Annotated in this window: 17 protein-coding genes; 6 read left to right on the top strand and 11 right to left on the bottom strand. The window is 51.4% G+C overall.

Annotated elements, in window-relative coordinates; translation table 11 throughout:
* Nucleotides 1–59 precede the first annotated feature (59 nt).
* The 3 genes from ABIE63_RS16485 to ABIE63_RS16475 all read left to right on the top strand — a co-directional run bounded on the left by ABIE63_RS16485 (nt 60) and on the right by ABIE63_RS16475 (nt 2,871).
* Nucleotides 60–1,055, top strand: coding sequence for a LysR family transcriptional regulator (locus tag ABIE63_RS16485; protein WP_354506184.1), 996 nt, complete (start codon nt 60–62; stop codon nt 1,053–1,055).
* Between the two features lie 198 nt (nt 1,056–1,253).
* Nucleotides 1,254–1,949, top strand: coding sequence for an IS6 family transposase (locus ABIE63_RS16480; protein ID WP_354506181.1), 696 nt, complete (start codon nt 1,254–1,256; stop codon nt 1,947–1,949).
* Nucleotides 1,950–2,025: 76 nt separating this feature from the next.
* Nucleotides 2,026–2,871 carry an amidohydrolase family protein gene (locus ABIE63_RS16475; protein ID WP_354506178.1) on the top strand — a complete coding sequence of 282 codons (846 nt, stop codon included), beginning with the start codon at nt 2,026–2,028 and terminating at the stop codon, nt 2,869–2,871.
* Between the two features lie 53 nt (nt 2,872–2,924).
* On the opposite strand, the gene ABIE63_RS16470 is transcribed toward ABIE63_RS16475, so the two are convergent.
* From ABIE63_RS16470 to ABIE63_RS16425, 10 genes are all read right to left on the bottom strand, one after another.
* Nucleotides 2,925–3,866 (bottom strand): Gfo/Idh/MocA family oxidoreductase, encoded by a 942-nt coding sequence (locus tag ABIE63_RS16470; protein WP_354506175.1) that lies wholly within the window; start codon nt 3,864–3,866, stop codon nt 2,925–2,927.
* Nucleotides 3,867–4,032: 166 nt separating this feature from the next.
* Entirely contained in the window at nt 4,033–4,986 is a 954-nt protein-coding gene (locus ABIE63_RS16465; RefSeq protein WP_354506173.1) for a dihydrodipicolinate synthase family protein, read from the bottom strand.
* Nucleotides 4,987–5,044: 58 nt separating this feature from the next.
* Entirely contained in the window at nt 5,045–5,929 is an 885-nt protein-coding gene (locus tag ABIE63_RS16460) for a sugar phosphate isomerase/epimerase family protein (protein ID WP_354506170.1), read from the bottom strand.
* 14 nt (nt 5,930–5,943) lie between these two features.
* Nucleotides 5,944–6,744: an enoyl-CoA hydratase/isomerase family protein gene (locus tag ABIE63_RS16455; RefSeq protein ID WP_354506168.1), complete on the bottom strand. Its 801-nt coding sequence runs from the start codon at nt 6,742–6,744 to the stop codon at nt 5,944–5,946.
* Entirely contained in the window at nt 6,745–8,370 is a 1,626-nt protein-coding gene (locus ABIE63_RS16450; protein WP_354506165.1) for a CoA-transferase, read from the bottom strand.
* Nucleotides 8,371–8,381: 11 nt separating this feature from the next.
* Complete coding sequence (locus ABIE63_RS16445; RefSeq protein WP_354506162.1) at nt 8,382–9,194, bottom strand: SDR family oxidoreductase; 813 nt, start codon at nt 9,192–9,194, stop codon at nt 8,382–8,384.
* Between the two features lie 54 nt (nt 9,195–9,248).
* Nucleotides 9,249–11,354 (bottom strand): ABC transporter ATP-binding protein, encoded by a 2,106-nt coding sequence (locus ABIE63_RS16440; RefSeq protein ID WP_354506159.1) that lies wholly within the window; start codon nt 11,352–11,354, stop codon nt 9,249–9,251.
* 14 nt (nt 11,355–11,368) lie between these two features.
* Nucleotides 11,369–11,794 (bottom strand): MaoC/PaaZ C-terminal domain-containing protein, encoded by a 426-nt coding sequence (locus ABIE63_RS16435; RefSeq protein WP_354506156.1) that lies wholly within the window; start codon nt 11,792–11,794, stop codon nt 11,369–11,371.
* 39 nt (nt 11,795–11,833) lie between these two features.
* On the bottom strand, nt 11,834–12,616 hold the full coding sequence (locus ABIE63_RS16430; protein ID WP_354506153.1) for an SDR family NAD(P)-dependent oxidoreductase: 783 nt from the start codon (nt 12,614–12,616) through the stop codon (nt 11,834–11,836).
* Between the two features lie 30 nt (nt 12,617–12,646).
* The gene (locus tag ABIE63_RS16425; protein WP_354506150.1) at nt 12,647–13,687 is read right to left on the bottom strand and encodes a LacI family DNA-binding transcriptional regulator; all 1,041 of its coding nucleotides are present in this window, start codon (nt 13,685–13,687) and stop codon (nt 12,647–12,649) included.
* Nucleotides 13,688–13,913: 226 nt separating this feature from the next.
* On the opposite strand from ABIE63_RS16425, the gene ABIE63_RS16420 reads away from it, so the two are divergent.
* The 3 genes from ABIE63_RS16420 (at nt 13,914) to ABIE63_RS16410 (ending at nt 17,527) form a co-directional block, all read left to right on the top strand.
* Complete coding sequence (locus ABIE63_RS16420; protein ID WP_354506147.1) at nt 13,914–15,524, top strand: ABC transporter substrate-binding protein; 1,611 nt, start codon at nt 13,914–13,916, stop codon at nt 15,522–15,524.
* Nucleotides 15,525–15,638: 114 nt separating this feature from the next.
* The gene (locus tag ABIE63_RS16415) at nt 15,639–16,655 is read left to right on the top strand and encodes an ABC transporter permease (RefSeq protein ID WP_354506145.1); all 1,017 of its coding nucleotides are present in this window, start codon (nt 15,639–15,641) and stop codon (nt 16,653–16,655) included.
* Entirely contained in the window at nt 16,652–17,527 is an 876-nt protein-coding gene (locus ABIE63_RS16410; RefSeq protein ID WP_354506142.1) for an ABC transporter permease, read from the top strand. Before ABIE63_RS16415 ends, ABIE63_RS16410 begins: the two co-directional genes overlap by 4 nt.
* A gap of 105 nt (nt 17,528–17,632) precedes the next feature.
* On the opposite strand, the gene ABIE63_RS16405 is transcribed toward ABIE63_RS16410, so the two are convergent.
* Nucleotides 17,633–18,022 (bottom strand): RidA family protein, encoded by a 390-nt coding sequence (locus ABIE63_RS16405; RefSeq protein WP_354506139.1) that lies wholly within the window; start codon nt 18,020–18,022, stop codon nt 17,633–17,635.
* Between the last annotated feature and the right edge of the window lie 28 nt (nt 18,023–18,050).

Raw genomic sequence — 18,050 nt, 5'->3', positions numbered from 1 at the left:
AGAATAAGTATTAAACTTGCTACGGTCAATCAGAATCTTTCTCGGAGATGGCACCGCTTATGAAGAATTGGATGAACCTGAGAACACTGGAAATCTTCGTCACCTCGGTGGAAGAGGAAAACATGTCCCGAGCCGCGGAGCGTCTTGGGCTGACGCAATCAGCCGTATCACAAGCTATTGCCAGTCTGGAGAAGTCCACTGGTGCCCAGTTGGTCGACCGAAATGTGAGGCCGGCACGCCTCACGCTTCTGGGTACCACCTTTTATAAAGGCGCGGTGGCGCTCCTAGGTCACGCAAGGGTCCTGGAACAAAGCGTCGATTTAGACATGAACAAGCTGCTTCCACTCTTGAGGATCGGCATGGTGGATTCTTTCGCAGCGACAGTCGGCCCGCATCTGGTAAAAGCGCTAGATACAATAGCAGCTCAGTGGTCGGTGCTTTCTGGTGTCAATGAAACCGGCATTCGTGCCTTGCTGGAACGGCGAGTGGATTTCGTGATCACTTCTGATAGCTCGCATAATTTCTTCGATCTGACCGTGTTGCCCGTTCTCGAGGAGCCATTTTTCATTGTTGCCCCTCCGTCGAACAGTAAGGAGCAAAAAACAGCTGAACAGTTGTGCGAAGAGATGCCCCTCATCCGCTACTCGCGCTCATCATTCTTTGGCAGGCAGGTAGACGACTATCTGCGTAGTAATACGCTCAACCCCCAGCATCGTTATGAGCTTGATACGTCGGATGCTGTGCTTGGTATGGTAAGTGCTGGAATTGGCTGGACGATTGCCACCCCACTCGTCGTATTGAAGAGTGTTCGGTCGGATACAAATCTTCGCATCTATCCCCTTAGCAAGCCACCTATGGCGCGAACGATACGACTGATTGCACAACGCACTGAGAGCATGGAGTTAAGTCAACGCATCGCAAAAGCTGCCCAAGATGCTATTTACAGAAGTTTCTTGACGAGGATCACTCATCTCAGCCCGTGGACAACTGATGCCCTTCGTATTGGAGGCTTGAGTTTATCCGAATTTGAATCACACCTCACAAGCAATCCTTGAGCCTTTGAAGGGCATTGACACATTAACTCACCTTTTGAGGTGAGACGGCAGTTGCGAGGCTTGGGTGATGCAACCATTGTCATTTAAGCGCCACCGATTTCCCGCCGAGGTGATCCGCCACGCCGTCTGGCTCTATGCCAGGGGCACTGACACGTTAAGACGATAGCCGGCGCGGGGAGGGACCGGTACGGTCTCGGTATGACCCTGATATCTTTCAAACGACATCGTTTTTCGCCCGAGATCATCCAACATGCGGTATGGCTCTACGCCCGATTCACGCTTTCGTTTCGTGATGTCGAGGATCTTCTGGCCGAGCGTGGCATCAATGTTTCGAACGAAACGGTTCGACGCTGGTTTCTGAAGTTCGGCCTGCTGATCGCGAGCAATCTTCGACGCAGCCGTCCGCGCGCCAGTGCCCGCTGGCACCTCGACGAAATGGTCATCAGGATCCGCGGCCGAAGACATTGGCTGTGGCGAGCGGTTGATGACGAAGGTGAAGTCTTGGACTTTCTGGTCCAGCCACGACGCTGCGCCAAATCGGCGAGGAGATTGCTGCGAAAGCTGCTGAAGAAGCAGGGCTTTGCGCCGAAGCGCATCACCACTGACAAGCTCAAATCCTACGCCGCCGCCATCCGCAAAGAGCAACTTGCCGCTGTTCACAATCAGGGGCTCCGGGCGAACAATCGGGCGGAGAATTCTCATCTGCCGGTTCGGCGGCGAGGGCGAAAACAACAGCGATTCAAGTCACCGGGATCCGCCCAACGGTTCCTGTCAATCCACGCCGCCGTCTACAACGCCCTCTACGTCCAACGCCATCTTCTGTCCCGACGTGCTTTCAAGGTGTCTCGAACTGAGACGTTCTCTGTCTGGCGGCAGAGTTGGCTTGCGGTTTGATCTGAACCACGATCAAATTCTGGCGAACACGGCAGTTAACGTGTCAATGCCATCTAGCTCATGAGCATCCAGAGACATGAAGAATTCAGAAGACGTCATTAGCGCAATAGTGGACTGCCATCTTCATATAATTGAACCTGAAAACTACCCAATTAGTAAGGAAGCTGGGTACACACCAAGTCCCCACGAAACTGGGAATAGGGAGAATATACTGGGCATTTTTTCAAACTGTAACGTATCCAGCGCTCTCCTCGTACAGCCCAGTTGCTACGGCTATCACAATGATCTTTTGGTAGAAATTATGCAGGAGTATCCGGGAAAATTTAAGGGCATTTCTGTCATAGATCATGCAGCCTCCGACCATTGCTTGGGTCGTCTTGTCGACGCTGGAGTAATTGGAGCGAGGTTCAATCTTGTTAGCTCCAATGGACGTGACAGAGACCTAGAGGCCATAAAAAATGGCCGTATCTTGGATCGCCTCAAAGAGTTGGGTTGGTGGGTTCAAGTTTTCGGAAGTGATGAGCAGTGGAGCCTTATAACTCCACATTTAATGCGAAAGCAGATTCCAACGATAGTGGATCACTTTGGTATTCAGCGAGTTGCCCCTGGAACTGCTCAGCCTGGTTTTCAATCTATTTTAATGATGGGGCGAGAAGGCCTCAGCGTTGTCAAACTATCAGCCGCATTTCGGCTGCTGCCAGCAGCGCATATGGATAGCGAATTGGAGCCATTCATAGAACAACTGGTCTCCTCTTTCGGCCTGTCCCATTGTGTTTGGGGCTCAGATTGGCCATTTCTAGGGGTTGATGAGCGCCCTGCCTACACTGACGCACTTAATAGAATGAACTCTTGGTTTAGCATTGATGACCAGGAATTTATTTTCTCTAGGAACCCAAGAAAGATCTTCGGATTCTCTGGGTAACTGTCAGTAGGGTTAAATAATCCGTTTCTGAACCGATATATCTCAAAAAAATACTAGATGCTTTCACCGTGGCTTTCGTCCCATTGATTCTGAACGGCTTGAATAAATTGGAACGCGGGGATCACATCAAATCCTGTAATCTCTGGTCTGGTCCCCTCTTGAACAGATTGTAAAAAATTCCGCAATACATCTGCGCAATCCTCGCTCTCATGACGTAGCGTTTCGATCTGGTCGCCTATTTTTAGCGTACAATCCACTGCGTTGAGGCGATAGCAGGCCTTATCGGTTACCACCAACTCTTCAAAAACCTGCTCGTGACCAGCATAAGACCCGATGATACTCAGGGTTTGCCCATCGAGCATCTCCGCGCAAATTACCGCGTTCATGGGTATACCGGTACGTGGATCCTTCGGCGACATAAAGCCACGAACATCAGCAACGGACGAGTTTGCTAGCCACAAGCAAAAATCAACAAAGTGGGCTAAGTGATGCCATAGAATATTATCTGTCCAACTACGCCTGTATCCAGTCGCACCGATATTCTCCCATCGCTTTATGATAAAGGCCGTGCTGACCAACCGCACGACCTCCTCACCGTTGTTGATACGCGTTCTAAGGTCGCGCATCCGCGGAATCATCCTCATCGGATGCACCGTTCCAAGTATCAATTTCTTTGATTGAGCAATCTCGCAAATCTCTTTTACCTCAGCCAAAGACATAGCCAATGGTATTTCCACGAGGAGATGTTTGTCGTGTTCGAGGACTTTTTTTGCCATCCAAGCGTGCGATGCACTTGGGCTCGCGATGACCACAACATCTATTTCCGAGTTTGCAATTGCCGTTTCGAAGTCTGTTGTTGCATAAAGATACTCATGCCGCTTAGCGAATTCTTCTGTAGGTTCCCTTCGCCGCCCCACGATCGTGTGTTTCTTACAGAATGGTATTGTTGCCAAAGTTTCCGAGTGCCATTGCCCCATCATACCATGGCCGATCATGCATACATTCATCCAGCACCTATCGCGCCCAAGTTATAGACTGCCTCAAGAATTTACATAGTGAGCACCTTACGAGGCTTATGTGCCTCATGTCGGGCCGAGCGTTCGCTGTGGATCCTTAAGGCGCCACTATGATTTCACGGCAACATCGTTGCGGGCGAGTATTCTACGCAGCACGAACGCCCACTTCTGTCGGTTGAAACTCTTCAACCGCCTTTTTAGCATTCTCGGCTTCCTGCTCCCAAAGCGACGTGTATGGCGGGCGGACATAGGTTTGATGGGGTTCCAACAAACCCATGTGGACCAGCGCGACCTTGCACCTGGCCCGATAATCGCCGATCGGGTGACCGTAGATGTAGTCGCAAAATCCTTGGACACGCGCCCTCATATCCAGAGCACGATCAAACTGCTTCCTCTTTACTGCATTGAGTTGTTCGATCAGCAGGCCAACGCCGACGGCCGCATAGCCCAACAAGCCTCCTTCAGCACCAAGAAGGAACGATTCCAGCATAAAGTTGTCATTCCCGCTAAGCAGGGTGACCTTGCGGTCTGCAGCGCTAACAATATTCTTCGTCAAGGAAAAATGAGCCGAGTCAAACGAAGCATCCTTCAAGGCAATGACCTCAGGAATTGTCAGAACCTTGCGAAGAGCATCCGGGGTATAGTTCACACCGCCAAAAAGCGGCGCCAACTGGAATACAACCAGTGGCAAACCAGAAGCATCGGCAATCGCTTTGTGATAATCATATGGAATTGCCGGATCAAGGGGGTCATTCAAGAACGCGGGGGTTGGAAAGACCAACAATGCATCCGCGCCCGAATCTCGAGCAACCTTTGCATTCTCAATCGCCGTATGGGTAGCCGGGCCACCACATCCCGCCACAACCCTGCAGGCCGGATCGGCCATTTCCCTCGTCACACGGATGACTTCGGCTCTCTCGTCCGAACTCAGATAGGGCCCCTCACCTGTGTCGACATTAACGGCAATGCCAACGGGCTTCAAACTCAAGACCCATGAAAGGTAGCGGCGATAAGCTTGAAAATCGATTTTGTAATCCTTGTCCATCGGGACAATTACTGCCGGAATAATTCCAGCAAGATCTTCCGCAGTGGTAGACATGTTTACCTCCTTTTGAATCTTTAGTTTGTCGCTATCAGCCGCAACTAAACAATCGCGTCTAGTAACTGGATTTTTCCCCGGCCTCTGCGCTCTCAATCATTATTTTTAAACGGGCCAACGACCTGCGAACCGCTGGAACTCGTGGTTCCAGGTGCGGCTCCACGGTGATAGCGCCCTTGTACCCATCGCGTACGAGCGCTTGAATTTGGCCATCCCAGTCAATCTCTCCATTCTCAACAAATTCGGTGCTCCCGTTGCTTAGGCGGCGCGCATCTTTGAAATGGACGTTGCGAACATACTGATGAAGATGGCTATACCCTTCGGGATAGGGGACATCGCCTTCGCAAAAAGAGTTGGCTGGGTCCCAATTAATGCCCAGCGCAGGCGATCGAACTGCTGAAATAAGTGCTCCCGAACGCTGGCCAGTATCCGCCCAAAAGCCCTCTTCGGTCTCAATCAGCAACTCCAAGCCCGCCGCTTCTACTTTTTCCGCAGCTTGCTGCAAAGTTTCAATGACGCCCTCAGGGGGTACCCCACCATCATGACCGGCACGGTGGAAGCTGAAAGAGATCAGATACTTTGCTCCATATTCCAGGGCAAAATCGATACTGGCAGGCAACAGATCCGTGACGTGCCTTTCCAATTCTGCTTGCAGGCTGCTCCAACGTTCGAAGAAACCGCTATCCATCCAGGTCAAATTGCTGGTCGGGTAGGTTTTCTCAGAAAAAGGCATTTTGAACAAACCGGGCGATACGGCAGTGATCTCAACTCCATGGTCACGGACCAATCGCTTCAACCGCTGGTGTTGATAACCAGAGAGAAACGGAACCCGATCTGCAAAATACCCACGCAGCTCGAAATGCCGCACTCCCCATTCAAGACCTAGCTCAATAGCCGTCTGCGGATCGGCGCTCAATTCATCGGTCACCAAGGCAATGTCCATTTCGGCAACCCCACTTAATCTTGGTTAAAGCGAGGTGCGCGCTTTTCCAGGAACGCTTTTTGCCCCTCGGCAGCGCCCTCACTTAACCCCAAAGAAACCGCATACTTAGTTTCCAGTTCGATGCCTTGCGCCCAGCCGTAGCGAAGCCCCTCATTTACGCACCGTTTAGAGGCTTCAATGGCTTCTGTGGGTAGGGAGGCGATCTGCTTTGCTAATTCTGTAGCCGCATCAATCAATTCACCTTCCGGCGCAATTCGGTCGATCAGCCCAATCTCCAGCGCCTCACTTCCACTCAAAGCACGACCAGTCAGAAGCATATCCATGGCACGCCCTTTTCCCAAGAACTGGCAAACGCGTTGAGTTCCTCCTGCCGAGGCAAACGCACCAACCTTGATTTCCGGAAGACTGAAGACGGCAGAATCTGCAGCGATGCGCAGATCGCATGCCATCGCGAGCACCAATCCACCACCGTGGCAGTGACCGTTGCAGGCGGCAATCACCGCCAAGCGCGACATTTCGATCTGCTCATTTAGCTTCTTTTCTTCATCCTCCGCCGCCAAAAGCCAGCCTTCGTCAGCCTCAAAATCTCGAATGTCCGAGCCGACAGAGAACGCATTCCCATTGCCAGTCAATATAACAACCCTGATAGCTGGGTCGGTCTCAAGCGCCGCGAGTCGCTCTCGCAGCGCTTTCTTAACCGAAATCCTCAATACCCCTAATGGCTTTGACGCAATGCGTAATATAGCGACCCCGGCAACCGATCTTTCCTGAAGGATCGCATCCCGTTCAATCTTCCGCCCCTGATTCTCAGTCATTTATCTGCCTCTTGATCCGACACCTTGAAACCAACCTAACTCGGTCAATCTCGCAGCACGTTTGCGTTTTGGTTTTGATTTCAATTCGTCTGCCATCCCAATCGGATCTTGCATGAATATCCGATGGTCCATTTCTTTTAGATCAGGTGAAATGGCCGGCCGGAATCCCATTTGTTTGAGAACATCCTTCTCAAGATCGATTCCAGGGGCTATCTCAGTTAATTCCAACCCTCCCTTCAGCAATCGGAATACCGCGCGCTCTGTGACATACAAAACCGTCTGTCCGCGTTCAAAGCCGTATGAAGCGCTGTAGCTTATCTGTTGCACCTTGCTGACAAACTTGCGCGAACGGCCTTCTTCAATGACCTTTGCGCGACCGCCCGACCAGTCTAGCTTTGCGCCCCCCGCAGTAAATGTTCCACCGAAAATCACGGTCTTCGCATTCTGGCTAATGTTGATAAATCCGCCGAAACCAATAATGCGATCACCAAAGCGGCTAACATTTACGTTGCCGCCTTCGTCAACCTCTGCAAACGACAGAAAGGCAAGGTCAAGGCCACCACCATCGTAAAAATCAAATTGATAGGGTTGATCTACCATGGCTACGTAGTTTGTTGCCGCGCCGGCCTCTACTCCGCTTGCCGGCGCGCCGCCAATCAACCCTTGTTCATTGGTGAGTGTGATGTCGTGGAGGATCCCCTCCTCCGCAGCCACATTCGCAATTCCAGTTGAGACACCTGATCCCAGGTTGCAAACCGCTTCGGGAAAAAGCTCAAAAGCGGCGCGCCTGGCGACAACCTTTCTGGCGCCAAGTGGCAGTTTCTCAATATCGGAGAGAGGAACGCGAAGCTCACCAGCAAAGGCTGGGCTATAGTTGGTCAGATAGGACTGTCGCTGATCCGGGTCCACCACAACCGCATCCACTAAGATCCCCGGAATTTTCACCTGTTTTGGCGGTAAGGTTTGACGCTGGGCCAACCGCTTTACTTGGACAATCACTATGCCACCGGCTCGCCGCGTAGCTTGCGCCATCGAGAGCATTTCACCGAATATGGCTTCTTCTTCCATAGTGATATTGCCATCTTCGTCGGCAGTGGTGCCTCTCAGAAATGCAACATCGACAGGCATAGTTTTATAGAACAGCCATTCTTCGCCATTCAAAGTCAGCAGTTCTACAAGATCTTCTTTGGCTGACGGAGACTGTTTTCCTCCACCGATGCGTGGATCCACGAACGTGTGTAAACCAGTTTTGGTTATCACACCCGGCCGACCTGCCGCCATTTCCCGCATCAAAATAGACAATGCGCCCTGAGGCAGCGTGTAAGCCTCGATCAAGTCCTCGCTCGCCAGTCCTTCAATCGGCGGTGAGTCAACGAACACGCCGGTGACTATCCGTTTTAGGAGCCCCTTATGGGCAAGGTGTGCGACTCCTTGGGTGTCTTCGTCACCAAGTCCGACGGGATGTAAGAGACTTATACTGTTTGGCTCTCCATCGGCTAAGTACCGTCTCCCAAGAGCCACAATCAGAGCCTCCGGGACGGCATGCCCTCCACCTGATCCGCCTATCAGAACAGTGTCACCTGAACGTACGAGGCTCGCTGCCTCTGCCGCATCTATGATCCTCATCTTGCTGTTCCCTAGAAAAGGCTTTGTCCGCCGTCAATACAAATCGCCTGGCCCGTAATATGACGCCCCCCGTCGCTTGCAAGGAACACGCATAGCGCAGCTTGATCCTCTGGTTCCGCCAAGCGGCCTAGAGGGATGCCTGTACGCCATTGCTCTAGGCTTCCGTGGATGATTCCCTGCAGCCGATCCGCGTTGCCACCAGCTTGATTGTCGAGCAGCATGGTGGTGGCGGTCGACCCTGGGCATAGTGCGTTGGTGGTAATCTGATGCTTGGAGATCTCAAGCGCCATCGAACGGGCGAGGTGAATAACCGCCGCTTTGGATGCAGCGTAGCTTGCATTGTTGATTCGCGGAGTTCGCCCAACATTCGAGGCGACGAGAATAATGCGTCCGCCAGCACCCTGGGCCACCATGAGCTTAGCTACTTCTTGTGCTACCAGAAACTGCCCGCGCAAATTGACTGCCATGGTCTGGTCCCAAGAGACTGGATCAATCTCCAAGAATGGCTCGACAATCAGAATGGCAGCGGCATTTACCAAAATGTCGATGCTTCCATGCGTCGCCGCAACCTCGTTGACCAGGCCCTTAACGGATTCAGCCACGGTTACATCCACGCCATGGGCTGAATGAGCAGAGCCTTGCGCTTGCGGCAAGGCTTTGAGGCTTTCACGCGCCTCCTGTTCGCTGATGTCGGCTATTGCAACGGTCGCGCCCGTAGCAGCCATTGCATTTGCGATAGCAAAACCAATGCCACCAAGAGAAGCAGCGCCAACTATTAATGCCGTCTTATTTATTAAGTTATTGTTTTCTAATATTTTACTCATTTGTTCCTCCGGCTATGGCGACAAAACGTGAGCGCCAGTTATCAGTCCTCACCCTTAAGTAAACGTCGTGTCGCCAGAAAGTTGATCGGCAAAATGACAGGCTACTGCGTGCCTCGAGCTATGTTCTGCTAGTGGCGGAGTTGCCTCTGCACACAAGGCCTGTACGTGTGGGCAACGTGTGCGGAAACGGCAGCCGCTAGGTGGGTTTATGACGCTTGGAATTTCACCAAAAGGAGCTTTGCGGGTTCGTGCCCGTTCGACCTCGACGTCTGGAATAGGCACCGCGGCCATTAGCATTCGGGTATATGGATGAAGGGGATTTGTAAAAAGCTCAGCGCTATCGGCAATCTCTATAATGCGCCCCAGATACATCACTGCTATGCGATCAGCGATATGTCGTACAACCGCTAAATCATGGGCGATAAAGATATAGGTGAGCCCCAATTCTTCCTGTAAGTCGACCAACAAGTTTATAATTTGCGCCTGAATGTTGACATCCAATGCGGAGATTGGCTCGTCTGCCACGACAAGCTCTGGTTCCAAGATTAAGCTTCGCGCAATTCCGATACGCTGGCGTTGGCCGCCCGAGAACTCGTGAGGGTAACGATCAAGCATCCCTTCGGCATCTAACCCGACCCTGCGCAACATACTTATCACACGTTCATCAACTTCCTTCGCCGACGCACCTCTGTGGTGGAATCGATATGGTTCCGACACAGTCTGGCGAACGTTCATTCGCGGATTGAGAGAAGCGTAGGGGTCTTGAAAAATCATTTGCATGTGACGGCGCAAAGGCCGCATTGCCGCCTCGTCTAGCGCCGCAAGATCGAAGCCTCTAAAGTTGATCGTGCCGGCCGTTGTTGTATGGAGGCGCATAATCAGGCGCGCTAAAGTGGACTTGCCGCTTCCAGATTCTCCAACCAACCCGATTGTCTCACCACGTCTGACGGTGAGGTTCACATCGTCGACGGCATGAACGATGGCCTTGCTACCAAACAGATGATTGCCACCCACAGCAAAATGCTTCGTCAAACCTTCAATCTGCAAAATCGGTTCGTCGCAGATTTGACGCCTGCGCACTGCAACCTCTGGCGAAGATTCAACCTTACTTTCTCTTTGCCAAGGCGGCGTTTTCTCACTGGCAGACACCCAACAAGCAGCTCTGTGACCAGGGCGTGATTCAATCAGCGTCGGATGCGTCAAACACTTCTCCACCCGGTAGGGGCAACGCGGCTCAAAACGGCAGCCTTTTGCGTGATTCTTCGGATCAGGCGGCTGCCCCTCGATGACGCTTAGGCGCCGGCCGTTTTGCGTAGGCTTATCAAGCCGAGGGACAGCATTCAGCAAGGATTGTGTATAGGGATGCAATGGATGCGACAGGACATCGATGGCAGGACCGGATTCAACCACTTCGCCAGCGTACATCACCACCACTCGATGGCACAAAGCGGCAACGACACCCAGATCGTGGGTTATCAGTAATATTGAAGTGCCCAGATCTGTGTTGAGTTCTCGCAGAAGGTCTAAAATTCCTCGCTGAATCGTAACGTCCAGCGCCGTTGTGGGTTCATCGGCCACGATAAGTGGCGGCTGGTTTCCGAACCCGATGGCAAGCATCACTCTCTGACGCATTCCACCAGAAAATTGATGCGGATAATTCGTTAGAGCCCGCTCAGGCTCTGGAATGCCCATGCGGTGTAGCAATTCGACAGATCGACTTACCGCCTGCTTACGGCTAACGGTCCCGCGTTTGTGCGCTAATATACCCTCGACGATCTGCCGGACGATCCGAACAACCGGATTCAGGGAGGTCATCGGATCCTGAAAGACCATTCCAATCGATTGACCTCGAAGGCTCCGAATCTCGTGCCTATCCAGCTTGATAATATCTTTACCCCGAAATTTGATCTCACCTTCTACAATTCGTCCCGGTTCATCGATTAGTCGCATAATCGAAAGCCCAGTTATGCTTTTCCCAGAGCCCGATTCCCCAACAATTCCAACTGTTTCTCCTGGAAGAACATCAAACTCAACGCCATCGACCGCACGAACTATGCCGCTATCGGAAAAAAACCAAGTACGCAGACCAGACACCTTTAAAATCGGTGTATCGGTTTGCTGTACGGCAGCGTCTTTTTCTCGGGTCGGATTCTCGTGCATAATCGCGGCCGACTCTAAATTATTTTCTGAATATGATTCGCGACTAGAACAGTATTACCTCTTTGATTAGTCACAGTTATATTCGCTATCGTCCTACTCTTATCAATATCTTTATCTATTACTTTATATTTTATTGTAATTATATCATCGATAAAAACAGGCTCTATCAGCCGAATTCTATCATAACCAAGAGACACCAGAGGCCTGCCAAAACCTTCGTGGATCAAAGTAGAGGCTTTGGACATATAACCAATAATCAATGCCCCGTGAGCTATTCTTTCACCGTAAAGAGTACTTTTTGCATACTCCTGATCCAAATGAATCGGATCCTTATCTCCTGTAATATCAGCAAAATTAATTACATCTGACTCAGATACTTTTTGGGTAAGAGTAATTTCTTTTCCAATCGGAAAGGTCAAGATCGAGTCATTGTCTGACATGCTTCTCACCATTCAAATAATTGCCAGAAAATACTGACGTCACCACCAATTGCTACCAGCCGATAAACCTCCGTCGACATACAGCGTTTGACCGGTGATAAATCGCGCGGCATGCGAAGCTAAAAATGTGACTGCGTCCGCAACTTCCTCGGGAGTTCCAATCCGCCCTAACGCTGTATGATTGACGCCAGCCTCAGCACATTCAGGATTGCTTGCCATGTAAGCATCCGTGAGCGCAGTCTTGATGATTCCCGGCCCAACTGCATTCACGTTCACAGCTTGCGGACCCCACTCCATCGCAAGACTGCGTGTTAAGCCGCTCAAACCGGCTTTTGTCGCTGCGTAGGTCGCTCGTAGGACCATGCCGTGCGTTGAAATAACCGACCCCGTGATAACCACGCGCGCGCCAGGGCGCCCGATCATCAACGGACCAAATTCCTGCAAGGTAGCGATTACACCCGTTAAGTTGGTGGCTACGATGTCCTCAACGTCTGCCGGCGCCAATTCCAGCAAAGGAACCCGAACGTTTATCCCCGCATTAGGAACTAGAATATCTAGGCCTTGCTCTTCGTTTTCGAGTGTATCTCTGACGCCCCGCAACGATGATCGGTCCCGAACGTCCACTGCAAAGCTACGAACCTTGACGCCGTATTGTGACGAAAGGTCTTGTGCTACTTTAGCGGTTGCAGGAGCTCGATCGAGAATGATTACATGTGAGCCCAACGAGATGAACGCCTGAGCGATTGCTAAGCCAATCCCACTACTTCCACCGGTGATAAGCGCTGTCTTCCCCTCAAGACGAAACCAGCTATCTTTGTCCACTCAACAATACTCCATTTCAGGTGCCCAAAATTAGCCAGCACGGCTCGTGCCGCCGGATGGGACGACGTTTGCAGCCCAGGTCGTCGATCCACGCCGGACTATACGATGGGTTAAAATCGTTCTATCGCTGAAAGCTTCGGCGGGCCCCAGAATCAAACGCGTGGCGAGCGCTCCAAGTTCGTAGGTTGGTAGCTTGACTGTGGTGAGATTCATCAACTGCGCGTATTTTGAATCATCCACACCGGCCACAGATATTTGGCGGGGAACATCTATTCCTGCTTGCCGGAACGTAACTACCGCCCCGATAGCAGTATCATCCGTTGCTGCAACCACCGCATCTGGAAGGCTCTGTGCCAACATCGTTGCTGCCGCCAGACGACCCGATTCAATTCCAAACCCACCCGGAAAAACTAGGTTTGTATTGAGATCGGCCTCTTGCATCGCTTGTTCATATCCGCGCCGCCGCTGAATGCTTGTGCTGAGGCCTTCCGGGCCATCGATATATGCAATACGACGGTGCCCGAGCTTAATAAGGTGCCTGGTAAGGTCGCGAAGAACCGCAACGTTATCCACTGACACGACTTTTATCCCGTCATAACCACGATCGGCGAGGCTCAAGACTTTGGTGTTCGAGCCCTTGACTTTCTTCAAGGCTTGATACAATCGGTCAGTGTCCGGCACATCCGGATAAAATCCGCCCGCAAACAATATACCGGCAGCTTGGTGCTCAAGTAGCATTTGGAAGTATGCCAGTTCGGCTGATGGGTTACGGTCGGCATTACAAACGATCGTCAAATACCCGTCCGCACTCCCGGCGTCTTCGACCCCCCGGGCAATCTCGGCGAAGTAAGAATCCGTGATGTCGCCGACAATCACCCCAAGAGTGTTTGTCATACGTCGAGCGAGAGCCCGCGCAATCTCATTCGGTCGGTATCCCAGTTCCTGGGAAGCCTTAAGAACACGCTCTCTTGTAGCATTTGAAACTTTGTAATCAGATCCGCTTAGCACGCGGGAAACCGTCGCCAGCGACAAGTTTGCTCGTTTAGCAACATCGCTCAAAGACACGGCCATCCTTACCTCTCGATACAGTTTTATTTTCACAAAACCCAGCGCGGTGGGCCCATTCATCTCAAGTTCAGTTTGGCACATTAACATTGAAAATAGCGATTAAGAAAGCGCTTTCTTTTCAAAATAAGCTCTGTTACCGTCTTTAATACGGAGCGTGCCTAAGTGACATTTGTTCGGTCCGTTAAGGCACAAGAATTCCGATAATTGGGGAAAAACGGAGACTCAGGCCATGATGAAAGTATCAAGACGCACAGGATTAAAACTAGCGGCTTCTGCATTGGGAGCGGCAATGGTTAACGCTAGTGGAATACGTTTTGCTTACGCAGAATCGAAAGATGTTCTAGTCATAGGGCTAGATATGAGCGATATGAACTCCTTCGATCCGGGGCATCAGTTTGCCTACTCTTCTCCAATTGTAATGATGGGCGCTTATGAACCTTTGGTTACGATGGAGCCGGGAGATTATGAAACTGTTCGTCCCTCGCTCGCAAAATCCTGGGAGCGTGTTGATGATGGACAAGCTTGGCAGTTCAATCTTCGGGAAGGCATCCAGTTTCACACGGGAAACTCTCTAAGCGCTGAAGACGTTAAGTTCACGTTTGACCGCCTCATCAACCTCAAAGATAATCCTGCCGAGCTGGCAGGGAATATTGATCGCGTTGATGTTATTGACCCGCTCACGGTTAAGATTGTGATGAAGGACAAGGACCAGCCGCTGCTCAATCTCCTGGTCGGACCTACGTTTGTAATCGCGGACTCAAAAGCCATCAAAGAACAAGGTGGCACAAGCACTGCTGATGCCGACACGACGGACCAAGCAACCTCGTGGCTTGATTCACATTCTGCAGGGACTGGCCCATACATCATTCGCCAGTGGGAACGAAACTCACAAGTCGTTCTTGATCGCAACGACAACTACTGGCGCGCACCTGCCTCTTTCAAGCGCGTTGTTCTCAAACACATTCCAGAAAGTGCCACACAGCTTTTAACTCTCGAGAATACTGATATTGATGCGGCACTAAACTTGACGCCACCGCAGCTCAATGACCTAGAAGGTAACGAAAATTATAACCTCATTAAGGGCACTAGCCTCGATTACGTTTACATGACCCTGACGTCCAGTTCCGAGTTGAACAAGGCGCTGGCAAATAAGAAAGCGCGTCAGGCGATTGCCGCCGCTATCAATTATGACGCGATGATAGATGGCCTTATGGCCGGCTATGCAACGCGCCCACCAAGTTTTATTCCCAACGGAGTTGGTGGGGCCACATCAGAGCTCACTAACGAAATCGGTTATCAGTACGACCCAGATAAAGCCAAAAAGTTGTTGGCAGAAGCCGGAATGCCGGACGGCTTCAGCTTTGATCTCTACTATGGTGATGCCTCGGTTGCGGGGACGACCTATTCGCTGATCGCACAAACTGTAAAATCTGACCTTAGCAAGGTTGGAATTACAGCGAACCTCAGGCCCGTCGACCAATCCACTGCTAGAGATAAGTATCGCGCAGGAGAACTGCCATCCGTGTTGACTTTCTGGAACCCAGATGGCCCAGAGCCATGGACCTGGGCTTCCGCCTCTGTACAACGTGTGTCAAAGCGTGTGAGGTGGGATTGCCCCCCCGAAGTTACGGAACTTGTGACTAAAGCTGGAAGCGCGAAAACCACTGAGGAAGCAAATAAGTGGTACCGCAAATACATGGAAGCTTTGGTCGACAACGCAAACTACCTGATTCTGTTCCAGCCAATTTATCGCGTCGCTACCCGGACAAACATCAAGGGATGGCGCCTTACCGCTGCAGGTTGGCAGGTAAATCTGTATGACATTCAACCGTCGTCATAGAAAATAGGGTGGTTGGACGTTGGTCCGGTACCATGCCAGCGTCCAACCATCATTTTTTGCCACTATCCGGCCACACCGATTTTCTCGAATAACCAGTTGAGGATAGTTGCTTAGATGCTGCTCAGTTACTTTCTTAACAGGTTGATTGTCGCGGCATTGATGGCCTTAGCGGCAACAGTTGTAATTTTCCTTATTACACATATGGTTCCGACGGACCCCATTCGTGCGATGCTAGGAGACTTAGCGGCGTCGAACCCCACTACCGTCGCTCGTTTTCGGACACAATGGGGTCTCGATCTACCGCTTCATGAACAGTATTTCCTCTTTCTAAAAGGGCTCTTTCAAGGTGACCTTGGCATCTCTATCAAGACGCGACGTGGAGTTGTCGACGATATTTTACAGTACGCACCAGCCTCTATTGAACTCGCTACCGCTGCCGCCTTGATCACTATTATCATTGGAGTTCCATTCGGGATCATAGCATCGGTGTTCCGAGATCGGTTCGTGGACCATTTTGCGCGCATCATCTCTCTAATTGGGGTCGCGGCACCCACATTCTGGCTCGCATTTTTAGCACTGGCTTTATTCTACGGAGGACTAAAGATTGCTCCGTCTCCCGGACGCCTAGGCATCACCGATATTGCGCCTCCAACCGTAACTGGAATGTTCACGATTGACAGCATCATCGCCGGTGATTGGGACACTTTTCGAGCGGCTCTGGCACATTTGATTATGCCTGCAACCGTGTTAGCAGCATCAACTCTTGGACTGATTACCCGTACAATGCGATCAAGCATGTTGGAAACCCTAGGGCAAGACTACGTGCGTGTCGCCCGCGCAAAGGGGCTGACTGAACCGCAGGTTGTCGTCACCCATGCCGTTCCAAATGCATTGATACCTGTTGTCACGCTTGGGGGCCTCGCTTATGCCGAACTGCTCGCGGGCACAGTTATGACAGAAACGATTTTCGCTTGGCCTGGTCTAGGCCGCTACACCTATCAGAGCGCAACATCTCTGGACTTCCCGGCGATCATGGGAATCACCCTAGTTGTCGCGATCGTCTATCTCATAATGAACATAATCGTGGATATGAGCTACGCATTGCTTGACCCCCGGGTGGGGCGCAGATGAGCGCCGTTGAGGACACCGCACTGGCCGCCGCGCATGGCGTGGAGAGCCGTAGCAAGAAGCTGCTGAGACGCTATCTATTGGCATTCATCGGCGCTGCAATAGTAGCTTTCTGGGCGCTGATCATCTTGCTGGGTCCGGCCATAGCGCCCTATGATTACGATGCGGTAGAGTTAACCCAACGTCTTTTGCCTCCATCCTCGGCTCATCTGCTTGGCACGGACGAATTGGGACGCGATGTACTGTCTCGAGTTATTTATGGCACCAGAGTTTCACTCCCGACAGGCATTCTGGTTGTTTTGATCGGTGGGACCATGGGCACAGTCCTGGGCGGCATCGCGGGACACATTGGCGGCCGGCTTGAAGAGCTAATGATGCGGGTTACCGATTTGTTTCTATGTTTCCCACCCTTGATCCTTGCCATGGCTATTGCTGCGGCTTTGGGGGTTGGGTGGACCAATACAATTATCGCAATGGTCGTTGTTTGGTGGCCAAAATATGCACGAATCAGCAGAAGTCTTGTCATAGTTCAGCGATCATTGGAATATGTAGATGCCGCGCGCATGATGGGGTTTGGTTCTAGCCGAATCTTCCTTCGGCATATTCTTCCAAACACTATCGGACCACTGATTACGCTCTTCACACTTGATATTGGTACTGCAGTTATCACGTTTGCAGGCCTCAGTTTCTTGGGCCTTGGTGTGGTGCCTCCCATCCCGGAATGGGGCGCCATGGTTTCTGAAGGGCGTACTCTGATATCGCAATGGTGGGTATCGGCGTTCCCGGGTTTTGCGATCTTCACGGTCGTCATGGGGTTCAACTTTCTCGGCGACGGCTTGCGGGATTGGTTGGATCCGCGCGCCAAGCAGCGATGAATAGCTCGTGTACCGGCACGACCCCCTCAAAGAGGCCCAATAAACTATGCTGATCCGTCTATAGAAATGATTGCATTGTCGCCAAGCGATGCTCAAAGGGTTTTCTCAAGCAGGTAACTGTGCAAGAGCTTCAACCTCTATCTTCAGTTCTGGTAGGATTAATCCAGCAATAATTAGTGTGGAAGCTGGCAACGGCGCGGGGAAAAATTGAGCTCTAATTTTCCTCAATTCAGGCAAGTACTGCCGATCACTTAGTATGATGCCTAAGCGAACAACATCACTTGGCTTAGCCCCTCCAGACTTCAAAACCATTACTAGGTTCTCAAAGGCCTGGGCGCATTGAAGGGAAAAATCGTTTTCCCCAACTATCTTACGATCCTTGTCAAACCCGATCTGCCCGGAAACTACGAGGAGACGGCCTGAACAGGTTACGGCATGACTATAGCCGCCCGGCGCATGCAGATCTTCTGGATTCAGGAATGTTGGTGTAGTCATTTTTCGAATCTCCTCGCTTTTGCTAGTG

The organism is Limibacillus sp. MBR-115 (assembly GCF_040549425.1).
Taxonomy (GTDB): domain Bacteria; phylum Pseudomonadota; class Alphaproteobacteria; order Kiloniellales; family CECT-8803; genus Limibacillus; species Limibacillus halophilus.
Note: the sequence above shows the minus strand (reverse complement) of the source record. Positions and strands in the feature narration are given on the sequence as shown.

Coding starts and splice junctions, on each gene's coding strand:
- ABIE63_RS16485 (WP_354506184.1), top strand. CDS start 60: ATGAAGAATTGGATGAACCTGAGAACACTGGAAATCTTCGTCACCTCG.
- ABIE63_RS16480 (WP_354506181.1), top strand. CDS start 1,254: ATGACCCTGATATCTTTCAAACGACATCGTTTTTCGCCCGAGATCATC.
- ABIE63_RS16475 (WP_354506178.1), top strand. CDS start 2,026: ATGAAGAATTCAGAAGACGTCATTAGCGCAATAGTGGACTGCCATCTT.
- ABIE63_RS16470 (WP_354506175.1), bottom strand. CDS start 3,866: ATGATCGGCCATGGTATGATGGGGCAATGGCACTCGGAAACTTTGGCA.
- ABIE63_RS16465 (WP_354506173.1), bottom strand. CDS start 4,986: ATGTCTACCACTGCGGAAGATCTTGCTGGAATTATTCCGGCAGTAATT.
- ABIE63_RS16460 (WP_354506170.1), bottom strand. CDS start 5,929: ATGGACATTGCCTTGGTGACCGATGAATTGAGCGCCGATCCGCAGACG.
- ABIE63_RS16455 (WP_354506168.1), bottom strand. CDS start 6,744: ATGACTGAGAATCAGGGGCGGAAGATTGAACGGGATGCGATCCTTCAG.
- ABIE63_RS16450 (WP_354506165.1), bottom strand. CDS start 8,370: ATGAGGATCATAGATGCGGCAGAGGCAGCGAGCCTCGTACGTTCAGGT.
- ABIE63_RS16445 (WP_354506162.1), bottom strand. CDS start 9,194: ATGAGTAAAATATTAGAAAACAATAACTTAATAAATAAGACGGCATTA.
- ABIE63_RS16440 (WP_354506159.1), bottom strand. CDS start 11,354: ATGCACGAGAATCCGACCCGAGAAAAAGACGCTGCCGTACAGCAAACC.
- ABIE63_RS16435 (WP_354506156.1), bottom strand. CDS start 11,794: ATGTCAGACAATGACTCGATCTTGACCTTTCCGATTGGAAAAGAAATT.
- ABIE63_RS16425 (WP_354506150.1), bottom strand. CDS start 13,687: ATGGCCGTGTCTTTGAGCGATGTTGCTAAACGAGCAAACTTGTCGCTG.
- ABIE63_RS16420 (WP_354506147.1), top strand. CDS start 13,914: ATGATGAAAGTATCAAGACGCACAGGATTAAAACTAGCGGCTTCTGCA.
- ABIE63_RS16415 (WP_354506145.1), top strand. CDS start 15,639: ATGCTGCTCAGTTACTTTCTTAACAGGTTGATTGTCGCGGCATTGATG.
- ABIE63_RS16410 (WP_354506142.1), top strand. CDS start 16,652: ATGAGCGCCGTTGAGGACACCGCACTGGCCGCCGCGCATGGCGTGGAG.
- ABIE63_RS16405 (WP_354506139.1), bottom strand. CDS start 18,022: ATGACTACACCAACATTCCTGAATCCAGAAGATCTGCATGCGCCGGGC.